Source organism: Frigoribacterium sp. CFBP 13707 (genome assembly GCF_014842245.1).
In the GTDB taxonomy this organism is placed as follows: domain Bacteria; phylum Actinomycetota; class Actinomycetes; order Actinomycetales; family Microbacteriaceae; genus Frigoribacterium; species Frigoribacterium endophyticum.
The window spans coordinates 62,407-73,578 of the sequence record NZ_JACYVL010000012.1 but is presented as its reverse complement, the minus strand read 5'-3'; the positions used below and the strand labels follow the sequence as shown (position 1 = coordinate 73,578).

The following is an 11,172-nucleotide window of genomic DNA, read 5'->3' as shown; positions in this document are numbered from 1 at the left end:
CATGACTGGCACACCGAAAGGCCCCTCCACAGGAGGGGCCTTTCGTGTTTAACGCAGGTGGCCACGGGGGCCGGCCGGTAAGATCATCACCGATGTCTGCTCCCTTCTCCACCGCCACCGGCACTGATGTGCGCGTGCGGTTCTGCCCTTCGCCCACCGGTACGCCCCACGTCGGGCTCATCCGCACCGCCCTCTTCAACTGGGCCTACGCACGCCACACCGGCGGCAAGCTCGTGTTCCGCATCGAGGACACTGACGCGAGCCGCGACAGCGAGGAGAGCTACGAGCAGATCCTCGACGGTCTGCGCTGGTTGAAGATCGACTGGGACGAGGGCGTCGATGTCGGCGGGCCTCACGCTCCTTACCGCCAGTCGCTCCGTCACGACATCTACCGTGACGTCATCGACCAGCTCCTCGAGAAGGGGCTCCTCTACGAGAGCTTCGCCACGGGTGAGGAGATCGAGGCGCGCAACGTCGAGCAGGGCCGTGACCCGAAGCAGGGCTACGACAACTTCGAGCGGGAGCTCACGGCCGACCAGCGTGCGGCCTACCGCGCTGAGGGTCGCCAGCCGGCGCTGCGCCTCCGCGTGCCGGACCGTGACCTGAGCTTCGATGACCTTGTCCGCGGCGAGATCACCTTCCCGGCGGGATCCTTCTCGGACTTCGTGGTGGTCCGGCCGAACGGTGTCCCGCTCTACACCTTCGTCAACCCGCTCGACGACGCCCTGATGGGAATCACCCACGTGCTGCGTGGCGAGGATCTCCTGTCGTCTACGCCTCGGCAGATCGCTCTCTACGAGGCGCTGGTCGAGCTCGGCGTGACCTCCTTCATCCCGCGCTTCGGCCACCTCCCCTATGTCATGGGCGACGGCAACAAGAAGCTGTCGAAGCGCGACCCGGAGTCGAACCTCTTCCACCACCGCGATCGGGGCTTCATCCCCGAGGGCCTGGTCAACTACCTGGCCCTGCTCGGCTGGTCGCTCACGCACGACCGTGACGTGTTCAGCATCGACGAGATGGTGGCGGCGTTCGACGTCGTCGACGTCAACCCGAACCCGGCTCGCTTCGACCTCAAGAAGGCCGAGTCCATCAACGGCGACCACGTCCGGCTGCTCGAGCCCGACGACTTCCGCTCTCGCTTGCTGCCGTACCTCGACGGCGTGGTCAGCGATCCTCCCACGGTGGCCGAGACGGCGATCCTGGTGCAGGCGGCGCCCCTCGTCCAGGAGCGCATGACCTTGCTCAGCGAGGCGCGGGGGATGCTGTCGTTCCTCTTCGTCGACGACGACGAGCTCGTGCACGAGGCCGACGCGATCGCCTCGCTGCCGGACTCCGCGGACGACGTTCTCCGCGCCTCCTCGGCGGCCCTGCAGGGGCTGAAGGGCTGGACGCACCCGGAGATCCAGGAGGCGCTCAAGGGCGCGCTCGTCGACGGGCTCGGGCTCAAGCCCCGGCTCGCGTACGGGCCGCTGCGCGTGGCGCTGTCGGGTCGCAAGGTCAGCCCGCCGCTCTTCGAGTCGATGGAGATCCTCGGGCGCGAGTCGACGCTGCGCCGCATCCAGCGTCTGCTCGACCGGTCGTGAACGACGTGTACGACGTCGCCGTCGTCGGAGCCGGCCCCGCCGGGCTCAGCGCTGCCCTCAACCTCGTGCGGGCACGGCGACGCGTGCTGCTGATCGACAGCAACCGACCGCGGAACTCCGCGACGCTGCTGTCGCACGGCTTCCTCACCCGCGACGGCATCTCGCCCCTCGAGCTGCGGAAGCTCGGCCGCGAGGAGTTCCTCGGCTACGAGGGCGCCGAGCACCGCCAGACCCTGGCCACGGCGATCCGCACGACCGAGGGCGGCTTCGAGATCGACTGCGAGTTCCGCGGAGCGGCCTCGTCGGCCACGGCGCGGGTGGTGCTGGTCTCGACGGGGCTGCACGAGACGCTGCCCGACATCGGGTCGCTCCGGGCGTTCTACGGCACCTACGTGCACAGCTGCATCGAATGCGACGCCTGGGGCAAGCGCGACCAGCCGATCGCCGTCATCGGCGAGCACCCCGACCTCGCCGAGCGCGCGCTGCTGCTGTCGCAGTGGAGCGACGACATCGTCGCCTTCACGAACGGCGCCGACATCGTCACCGCGTCCGAGGAGTCGAGGCTCGCCAGCCGGGGCATCCGGGTCGAGCGCCGCCGCGTGGCCGCGATCCAGGGCGACCGCGAGGGGATGCACGGGGTGGAGCTCGCCGACGGCGAGGTCGTCGCCCGGACGGCTGGCTTCGTGCGACCGACGTGGTCGGGGGCGCTCGAGTACGTCGCGCCCACCGGTGCCGAGCTCGACGCCGACGGCTTGCTCGTCGTCGACGACCACGGGCGCACGTCGGTGCAGGGCCTGTACGCGGCGGGGGAGTCCACCGCGCCCGGGCCGCAGCAGCTCATCGTCGCCGCCGGCTCGGGGGCACGGGTCGCCGCCACCATCAACCGCGATCTCGTCGGTGGTGTCGAGCACCTCGGAGATGCTGTACAGTAGACAATCGGTTCAGGTTCTGGGCCGACGATGCCGACACCCTCACAGGTGTTGTCATTGGGGTATGGTGTAATTGGCAACACGACTGATTCTGGTTCAGTTGTTCTTGGTTCGAGTCCAGGTACCCCAGCAATGCATGCCCCTTGACCTTTCGGTCCGGGGGCATTGCTGTTCGTGCTTGTTCGGCGGCCTGCCGGCCGCTGTCGGGCGAGCTTCGCCGCCCGACGCGCGGGGGCGAGCTTCGCCGCCCCCTGCTGGGGAGGGCGGGCTTCGCCGCCCGGGGGCGAGCTGCGCCGCCCAGAGGAGGGCGAGCTGCGCCGCCCTTAGGGCGAGCTGTGCCGCCCGGGGGGAGGGCGAGCTGCGCCGCCCGTGGGGCGAGCTGCGCCGTCCGTGGGGCGAGCTGCGCCGCCCAGGGGCGGGCGGGCTGCGCCGCCCCGGGGGACGGGCTACGTCGTCCGGGGACGGGAGAGGGCCCCTGCGGTGGCAGGGGCCCTCGGGGTGGTGCGGGGTGCGCGTCAGGCGGGGATGGTCGCGCCGAAGCGCGCCGGGAGCGTGCCGCGGTGCGTCCGACGGAGCTCGTCGATCGTCACCGTGAAGCGGTCCTGGATCTCGAGCGAGCCCGAGGCGCCGTCCGTCACGCCGATGCGGGCGACGGGGTAGCCGCGGCCCTCGCAGAGGCCCCGGAACTTCACGTCGTCCTCACGCGGCACCGAGACGACGACACGGCCGGTCGACTCGCTGAACAGCGCCGTCGCCACGTCCACGCCGTCACGCTCCATCACCTCGTCGAGCCACACACGGGCACCGACTCCGAACCGCAGCACGGCCTCGGCCAGCGCCTGGCCCAGCCCGCCGTCGCTGAGGTCGTGCGCCGCCGCGAGCAGCGACTGGTCGGCACCGGCGGCCAGCAGGCCCGCCAGCTGCTTCTCCGCCTCGAGGTCGACCGCCGGCGGGCGACCGCCGAGGTGGTCGTGCACGACCCCGGCCCAGGCCGAGCCGTCGAGCTCGAGCTTCGTCGTGCCGAGCAAGTAGATGTTGTCGCCCTCGTCCTGCCAGCCCGACGGGACGCGCTTCGCGACGTCCTGGATGACACCGAGCACGCCGACCACGGGCGTCGGGTGGATCGGCGCCGTGCCGGTCTGGTTGTAGAACGAGACGTTGCCGCCCGTGACCGGGATCTCGAGCTCGAGGCAGCCGTCGGCCAGGCCCTCGACGGCCTGCGAGAACTGCCACATGACCTCCGGGTCCTCCGGGCTGCCGAAGTTGAGGCAGTCGGTGACCGCGGCGGGCACGGCACCCGTGACGGCGACGTTGCGGTACGCCTCCGCGAGGGCCAGACGCGCTCCCTGCTTGGGGTCGAGCTGGCAGTACCGGCCGTTGGCGTCGGTGGCGATCGCGAAGCCGAGCCCCGACTCCTCGTCCACCCGGACCATGCCGCCGTCGTCGGGGAAGCTCAGCGCCGTGTTGCCGAGCACGTACGTGTCGTACTGGTTGGTCACCCAGCTCTTGTCGGAGAGGTTCGGCGAGCCGAGCAGCTGGAGGAACTGCTCGCGCAGCACCGCGTTGCCCGTGGGGCGGGCGAGGGCCGACGCGCTGTCGGCCTGCAGGGCGTCGATCCAGGTCGGGTACGCCACCGGGCGCTCGTAGACCGGCCCGTCGACCGCGACCGTGCGCGGCTCGACGTTGACGATCTCCTCGCCGTGCCAGTTGATGACGAGGCGGCCCGTGTCGGTGACCTCGCCGAGCACGCTCGTCTCGACGTCCCACTTGGCCGTCACCGCGAGGAAGTCGTCGAGCTTGTCGGGGCGGACGACGGCCATCATGCGCTCCTGGCTCTCGCTCATGAGGATCTCCTCCGCCGTGAGCGACGGGTCGCGCAGCAGGACGGAGTCGAGCTCGATGAACATGCCGCCGTCGCCGTTCGAGGCGAGCTCGGAGGTGGCACAGCTGATGCCGGCGGCCCCCAGGTCTTGGATGCCCTCGACCAGCTCGTCGCGGAACAGCTCGAGGCAGCACTCGATGAGCACCTTCTCGGCGAACGGGTCGCCCACCTGCACCGAGGGGCGCTTGGTCGGGCCGCCGGCCGAGAACGTGTCGGAGGCCAGGATGGAGGCGCCCCCGATGCCGTCGCCGCCGGTGCGGGCCCCGAAGAGCACCACCTTGTTGCCCACGCCCTTGGCGTTCGCGAGGTGCAGGTCCTCGTGGCGGAGCACGCCCACCGCGAGGGCGTTCACCAGCGGGTTGCCCTGGTACACGGCGTCGAAGTACGTCTCGCCGCCGATGTTGGGCAGGCCGAGGCAGTTCGCGTAGAAGCTGATGCCGCCCACGACGCCGTCGACGACGCGCGCCGTGTCGGGGGCGTCGATGTCGCCGAAGCGGAGCTGGTCCATCACGGCGACCGGGCGGGCGCCCATCGAGATGATGTCGCGGACGATGCCGCCGACGCCCGTGGCCGCGCCCTGGAAGGGCTCGATGTAGCTGGGGTGGTTGTGGGACTCGACCTTGAAGGTCACCGCCCAGCCGCCTCCGACGTCGACCACGCCCGCGTTCTCGCCCATGCCGACCATCAGGTCTTTCTTCATGGCGGGGGAGACCTTCTGGCCGAACTGGCGCAGGTAGACCTTGCTCGACTTGTAGGAGCAGTGCTCGCTCCACATGACCGAGTACATCGCCAGCTCGCCGCTCGTGGGGCGACGGCCGAGGATCTCGCGGATCTTCGCGTACTCGTCGGCCTTGAGGCCGAGCGCCGCGTAGGGCTGCTCCTTGTCGGGCGTCGCCGCCGCGTCGGCGACCGTGTCGGGCTTGGGGCCCTCGGGGCGGACGTCGATCAGCTCGGCGTGGTCGTCGTTGATGCTCACTTAGACAGGGCCCTCTCGATGACGGACGTGAAGAAGGTGAGGCCGTCGACGCCGCTCGACATGGCGTCGGGCATGTCGGGGCCGAAGCCGGGCTCGGTGGCGTGCTCGGGGTGCGGCATGAGCCCGACGACGTTGCCGCGGGCGTTCGAGACGCCGGCGATGTCGTCCATCGAGCCGTTGGGGTTCACCCCGACGTAGCGGAAGGCGACCTGGCCCTCGCCCTCGATGCGCGCGATGGTCTCGGCGTCGGCGATGAACCGGCCGTCGGCGTTCTTGAGGGGGATGGTGATCTCCTGCCCCTCCGTGAAGCCGTTCGTCCAGTCGGTGGAGGCGTTCTCGACGCGCAGCACCTGGTCGCGACGGATGAACTGCTGGTGAGCGTTGCGGGTGTGGGCGCCGGGGATGAGCCGCGCCTCCGCCAGCATCTGGAAGCCGTTGCAGATGCCGAGCACCGGCATGCCCGACTTCGCGGCCGAGACGACCTCGGTCATGATCGGCGAGAGCGAGGCGATCGCGCCGGCGCGCAGGTAGTCGCCGTAGCTGAAGCCCCCGGGCAGGATGAGCGCCTCGACGCCCTGGAGGTCGTGCTGACCGTGCCAGAGGGCGACGGGCTCGCCGCCGGCGAGGCGCACCGCGCGCTGCGCGTCGCGGTCGTCGAGGGAGCCGGGGAAGGTGACGACGCCGACGCGCATCAGGCTGCGGGGGCCGCGTCGAGCACCGTGACGCCCACGACGTCCTCGATCACGGAGTTCGAGAGCACGTCGTCGGCGAGTCGGCGCACCTCGGCCAGGACGGCCTCGGTCACCTCGCCCTCGACGGTCAGCTCGAAGCGCTTGCCGATGCGGACGTCGGTGAACGTCGCTCCGGCCTGGTCGGGAGCGGCGGAGCCGAGACGGGCCAGGGCACCGGCGACGGCCTTGCCCTGGGGGTCGAGCAGTTCAGCCTTGGGCATGACCTCGACGACGATGGTGGGCACGATCAACTCCTGCAGAAGCGGTAGCGGATGGACGCGTCGAGTCTAGGGCAGGGGGAGGCCCGGGCCCGCGGGCACGGGGAGGCGCCCGGGGCCGCGGGGAGAGCCGTCGAGCTGGGGAGGGAGCCGCGGTTGTCGGCTGTTGCCGAGGCTCCTCCCAGCGTCGTCATCGGATCGCGTCGCACCATTGACGCAGCGGCAGGAACAGGGCCTCGTGATCGGGCCTCCTGTCGACATCCGGTCGAGGGTTCCTGATCCGCCCGACGCCGTAGGACGCCCGGCCGGCACCCCCCGACCGGCCGGGCGTCACCCTCACCTCGCGCGGGGCGCGAGCAGCTGGACGGCGAGCGGCAGGGCCACGGCCCCCGCGATCGCCAGCGGCAGGTCCAGCCCCCACAGCATCACCGCGAAGGTCGGCGCGACGACCAGCGCCGCGGCGACCACGACGACGCCGACGGGCGGGCTCACGACATCGGCGGACCGGCGCCGCGGCGGCTGTTCGAGACGCCCCGTCAGGAGCGACACCGCACACGCGAGGCCCACCACCAGCAGCGCGACGGGCCCTCGGCTCCACCACCAGGCGGCCGAGCCGGGCTCGGGCAGCGGGCCGCCGAGCGCGAGGCAGACCCCGAGCACGGCGATCAGCAGCGGCAGGTGCCACAGGTAGATCGTCATGCCGCGGCTGCCCACGGCCAGCACGACGGCGCGGGCCGGCGTCGTCGCCATGAGCCGCTCGAGGAGCGGGCGGAGGAGCGTCAGGACGCAGATCTGGCCGACGCCGAGCACCATCAGCGGCACGGTCGGCGGGTTCAGGCCGGCGAGCATGTCGGGGGACCACGGGCCGACCGTGGTCAGCACGGGCAGCGAGAGCCAGCACGCCGCGGCCACGGCCACGAGCAGGAGGCGCGGTGCGCGCCCGAGCCACCCGCTCGCGACCGCGAACCCCAGCTGCTGGACGAACAGCCAGACGAAGACCAGGTTGAGCAGGCCGACGTCGGTCACCCCGCTCGACCAGCGGGCGGCGTCGACGAGGACCGCCGCGGTCGCCAGGGTGACGAAGGTCACGGCGGGGCGGGTCTCGTGCAGGCGCGCCATCGTCGGCACCGCCACCTGCGTGATCGCGTAGGCGGCCAGGAACCACAGGGGCGAGCCGACCCCGGTCGCCACCACGTCGAGCAGGGCGGGGTCGACGCCGAGCAGCGTCGCGACGAGCAGGGCCGCGGCGAGCACCACGAACACGGGCACGGCGGGCCGGGCGAGCCGGACCAGGCGACCGGCCACGTGCTCGGAGGCCGTGACGCCGCGGCGGCGGGCGCTCGCCCACGACGTCGCGCTCGCGAAGCCGCCGAGCACGAAGAAGAGGGGCATCACCTGACCGGCCCAGGTCGACACCGCGAACCAGGGCTGCTCGGTGAGCGGCTGCGTCGCGGTGACGGCGCCGTCGGCGTCGACCGCGACGCCGACCATCAGGACGTGGATGACCACGACCAGCAGCACGCAGGCCACGCGGGCCAGGTCGACGACGAGGTCGCGCCCCGAGAGGTCGAGCGCCCGGGCGGCGGCCGGGTCGCCCGAGCGGCCGGTGCGCGGCCCGGCGTGCATGGAGGCTGTCATGGTCGAACCGTAGCGACCGGTCTGCCCCGACGGGGCGTTCCTCCACAGGCGGCCTCCGAAGTCATCCCCAGGGCTGAGCGCGGGGGAGGGCGTCGCCGAGCGCCCGTGGCGGTCCAGGATGGGGGCATGAGCACAACCGAGCCCACAGTCGCCGTCGTCGGATCCGTCAACCTCGACCTGGTCGCCCGCGTCCGGGAGTTCCCCCGCGCCGGCGAGACCGTCCTCGGGTCGGAGTACGAGGAGGCGCCGGGCGGCAAGGGCCTCAACCAGGCCGTCGGGGCGGTGCGGCGCGGCACCACGGCCCTCGTCTCCTCCGTCGGCGACGACCCCGTCGGCGACCGCGTGGTCGCGTGGGCGGCAGGCCACGGCATCGACGTGGCCGGGGTGCACCGCGCCCCGGGGCTGACCGGCCGGGCCCTCATCACGGTCGCTCCCGACGGCGAGAACATCATCGTCGTCGCGCCGCTCGCGAACGGCGCGCTGACGCCCGAGCACGTCGCCGCCGAGCTCGACCGGATCCGGCCCGACGTCGTCCTCGCTCAGCACGAGATCAGCGAGGCCGCCTTGCGCGCCGCCGTCGAGTGGTGCCGGGCGTCGGGCGCCCGCTTCGTCTTCAACGCCAGCCCGGTGCGCAGCGTGCCGGTCGACGTGCTGGACGCGAGCGACCCGGTGGTGGTGAACGCCGCCGAGGGGCTCGCCCTGCTGCGCGCGGCGGAGGCCGCCCGCCCGGTCGGGGAGCCGGGCTCGCGGTCAGCCGTCCGCGAGGGCGGGGCCTGGCGGCCGGCGGACGTCGCGCGTCGCCTCCTCGAGCTCAGCCCGTCCGCCGTCGTCACGGCCGGGGGCGCCGGCGCCTTCGTCGCCGACGCGGCAGGCGTCGAGCACGTCACGACCAGCACCCGCGTGGTCGCCCTCGACACGACGGGCGCGGGCGACGAGTTCGCCGGGGTGCTCGTCGCGGAGCTGGCCGGCGGGGCCTCGCTGCACGACGCCGCCGGGGCCGCGAACGACGCGGCGGGGGCGCTCGTCCAGGTGCCGCGCGAGCGGCGCTAGGCCGAGACCCGTCGACCGGGGCCGGGGCAGCGGCCCCGGCCGCGGCCCTGCGGCTCAGGCGTGCAGTGCGGCGCGGGCCTCGGCCTCGCGGCGCTCGCGACGCGTGGCGGGCTGGGCCGGCCCCGCTCCGGGCAGGGCGCCCTGCCCGAGCGACGCGACCGGGCCGGCGACGGACTTCTCGTAGCTCTGCAGCTCGGCCTCGGCGCGGAGGGCGAACGCGCGGAGCTTCTCCGGCGACACCGACGACGACTTGCGCGGCCGGACGTCGTGGAGGCAGAAGGTGCCGATGGTCTCGCCGGTCGACGAGTGGATCGGGTGGCCCGCGTAGAAGTACCCGTGGTTGAGGTCGAGGTAGGGGTTGTCGGCGAAGCGCTCGTCCTTGCGGGCGTCCTCGACGACCACCACGTCGTCCTCCGCGACGGTGACGTCGCAGAAGGTCAGCTCGCGGGGGATGGAGACCGGGAGCAGCTCGGTGTTGTTGGCGTACCAGAGCTTGCTGCCGTCGAGCATGCTGACGACCGCGACGTCCACGCCGAACTCGGCCTCCGCCTCCTTCGCCAGCTGCTGCAGCACCTCGGAGCCGCCCCGCGACGCGTTGTCGACGAGGGTGGCGCCGCCGCTCCACTCGAACGAGCGCTCGGGCAGGCTGCGCGGCAGCCGCTCGTCGAGCTCGACGCGTCGGACGCTGTCGAGGGTCGGCGCGATGCGGTGCGCGATCGTCTGGGCCCACTGGCGGTAGCCCTCGACGCAGCCGTGGGGCGAATCGGGGCGACGCAGGCCGGCCGGCAGGCGGAAGTAGCTCGCGCCCGTCTCGTCGGCGACCAGCTCGGTGATCGCGTTCATCCGCTCGGCGTGGGTCTCGGCGACCGCGCCGAGCAGCGACTCGAACGGCTTGACCGAGCGCACCGGGGGGACGCCGATCAGCACGGTGCGGGCCGTGGGGTGCGCCCGCCGGGCGAGGGTGGCGACGAGCTGGCGCAGCTCGCGCTCCCAGGTGTCGAGGGGCGTGAGCCGGACGGCGTCGTTGAGCCCGACCAGCACGACGAAGGTGTCGTACAGCCCGAGGTCGGTGTCGCGGATCCACGAGCGGGTCGACTCGATGCTCATCATCTCGTCGCCGACGTAGTCGACCGAGCACGCGCGGCCGGTGGCGGCCGACGACGCCCGCGACAGCTGGCCGACGAGGGCCTGGTCGTGCGAGCGCACGCCCCAGCCGTGGGCCGGGCCGTTGCCGACGATGAGCACGGTGTCGGCGTCGGTCGCGGTCGAGCGCGCGGACGGCTCGTCGCGGGGCGACGCGACGCGGCGCGACCGGGAGAGCCACCAGAGGTACCAGAGGCGCATGGCAGGGCGCAGCCGCTCGTACGACTGCGGGGTGGTGCTGGTGGTGTCGACCGTCCTGGTCACGTGGTGCTCCTCGGGTTGTGCGTCGGGTGCCGTCCCGCCGACCACGCTACGGACGCGCCGCCACGGTCGCATCCCCCACTACTGGGCTCCGGCGGACGTCCACGGGGCGAAGCGGTGTCCGGGAGGCGCGGTGCGGGCGCGCAGGAGGGGCCGGCGCCCGGGGCCGCGCCTGTGCAGCGGCTGCGGATGAGGGCGCGCTGTCTTGAACTGTTCAAGAGAAGTGCCATGATGGTCAGGTGCACCCCGAGACCAGCGCCACCCACGACCGGCTCCGCGGAGCCGGCCTCCGGGTGACGGCGCCGCGCCTCGCCGTGCTCGAGGCGCTCGAGGGCATGCCGCACGCGGCCGCTGACGTCGTCTTCGCGAAGGTCGCCCTGGCGCTGCCGGGCACCTCGCTCCAGGCGGTCTACGGCGTGCTCGCCGCGCTCGCGGGCGCCGGGCTCGTGCGCCGCATCGAGCCGGCCGGCTCACCGGCGCTCTACGAGCTCCGCACCGGTGACAACCACCACCACGTCGTCTGCACGGTCTGCGGCGACGTGGCCGACGTCGACTGCGTCGTCGGGCACGCGCCGTGCCTGACCCCGTCGAACGACGCGGGGTTCACGGTGCAGACCGCCGAGGTCACCTTCTGGGGGCTGTGCGCGGCCTGTCGCGGCTCCGACGACGACGTCGAGCTCGACGCGGAGGCCGGCGGCACCGGCGACGCGACCGCCGTCGGCGACCTGACTCGCGCCTCCTGAGGGCCCGCCCCACCGTCT

General features: G+C 72.8%; 9 protein-coding genes and 1 tRNA gene. 5 read left to right on the top strand and 5 right to left on the bottom strand.

The window, feature by feature from the left end:
• The first annotated feature begins 92 nt into the window (after positions 1–92).
• From gltX to IFT45_RS14715, 3 genes are all read left to right on the top strand, one after another.
• Complete coding sequence (gene gltX, locus IFT45_RS14725; protein ID WP_192129051.1) at positions 93–1,583, top strand: glutamate--tRNA ligase; 1,491 nt, start codon at positions 93–95, stop codon at positions 1,581–1,583.
• Complete coding sequence (locus IFT45_RS14720) at positions 1,580–2,515, top strand: FAD-dependent oxidoreductase (RefSeq protein WP_192047013.1); 936 nt, start codon at positions 1,580–1,582, stop codon at positions 2,513–2,515. Before gltX ends, IFT45_RS14720 begins: the two co-directional genes overlap by 4 nt.
• Positions 2,516–2,570: 55 nt before the next feature.
• A tRNA-Gln gene (locus IFT45_RS14715) sits at positions 2,571–2,642 on the top strand.
• A gap of 385 nt (positions 2,643–3,027) precedes the next feature.
• Here IFT45_RS14715 and purL read toward each other — a convergent pair.
• The 4 genes from purL to IFT45_RS14695 all read right to left on the bottom strand — a co-directional run bounded on the left by purL (position 3,028) and on the right by IFT45_RS14695 (position 7,957).
• Positions 3,028–5,370, bottom strand: coding sequence for a phosphoribosylformylglycinamidine synthase subunit PurL (gene purL / locus IFT45_RS14710; protein WP_369814239.1), 2,343 nt, complete (start codon positions 5,368–5,370; stop codon positions 3,028–3,030).
• Complete coding sequence (purQ, locus tag IFT45_RS14705; RefSeq protein WP_192129049.1) at positions 5,367–6,062, bottom strand: phosphoribosylformylglycinamidine synthase subunit PurQ; 696 nt, start codon at positions 6,060–6,062, stop codon at positions 5,367–5,369. The genes purL and purQ overlap by 4 nt, the downstream gene beginning before the upstream one ends.
• Entirely contained in the window at positions 6,062–6,346 is a 285-nt protein-coding gene (locus IFT45_RS14700; protein ID WP_056055429.1) for a phosphoribosylformylglycinamidine synthase subunit PurS, read from the bottom strand. Before IFT45_RS14700 ends, purQ begins: the two co-directional genes overlap by 1 nt.
• A 309-nt stretch (positions 6,347–6,655) precedes the next feature.
• The gene (locus tag IFT45_RS14695; protein ID WP_244638032.1) at positions 6,656–7,957 is read right to left on the bottom strand and encodes an acyltransferase; all 1,302 of its coding nucleotides are present in this window, start codon (positions 7,955–7,957) and stop codon (positions 6,656–6,658) included.
• Between the two features lie 126 nt (positions 7,958–8,083).
• Here IFT45_RS14695 and IFT45_RS14690 point away from each other — a divergent pair, with 126 nt between their 5' ends.
• Positions 8,084–9,007 carry a ribokinase gene (locus IFT45_RS14690; RefSeq protein ID WP_185231086.1) on the top strand — a complete coding sequence of 308 codons (924 nt, stop codon included), beginning with the start codon at positions 8,084–8,086 and terminating at the stop codon, positions 9,005–9,007.
• A gap of 54 nt (positions 9,008–9,061) precedes the next feature.
• Here the strand turns inward: IFT45_RS14690 and IFT45_RS17930 are convergent, their stop codons facing one another.
• Entirely contained in the window at positions 9,062–10,414 is a 1,353-nt protein-coding gene (locus tag IFT45_RS17930; RefSeq protein WP_192047017.1) for a GAF domain-containing protein, read from the bottom strand.
• Between the two features lie 236 nt (positions 10,415–10,650).
• Between IFT45_RS17930 and IFT45_RS14680 the strand changes: the two genes are divergently transcribed.
• On the top strand, positions 10,651–11,154 hold the full coding sequence (locus IFT45_RS14680; protein WP_192129047.1) for a transcriptional repressor: 504 nt from the start codon (positions 10,651–10,653) through the stop codon (positions 11,152–11,154).
• Positions 11,155–11,172: the final 18 nt, after the last annotated feature.

Excerpts from the sequence above, each read along its gene's own strand:
- gltX (WP_192129051.1), top strand. The coding sequence starts at position 93 with ATGTCTGCTCCCTTCTCCACCGCCACCGGCACTGATGTGCGCGTGCGG.
- purQ (WP_192129049.1), bottom strand. The coding sequence starts at position 6,062 with ATGCGCGTCGGCGTCGTCACCTTCCCCGGCTCCCTCGACGACCGCGAC.
- IFT45_RS14695 (WP_244638032.1), bottom strand. The coding sequence starts at position 7,957 with ATGACAGCCTCCATGCACGCCGGGCCGCGCACCGGCCGCTCGGGCGAC.
- IFT45_RS14690 (WP_185231086.1), top strand. The coding sequence starts at position 8,084 with ATGAGCACAACCGAGCCCACAGTCGCCGTCGTCGGATCCGTCAACCTC.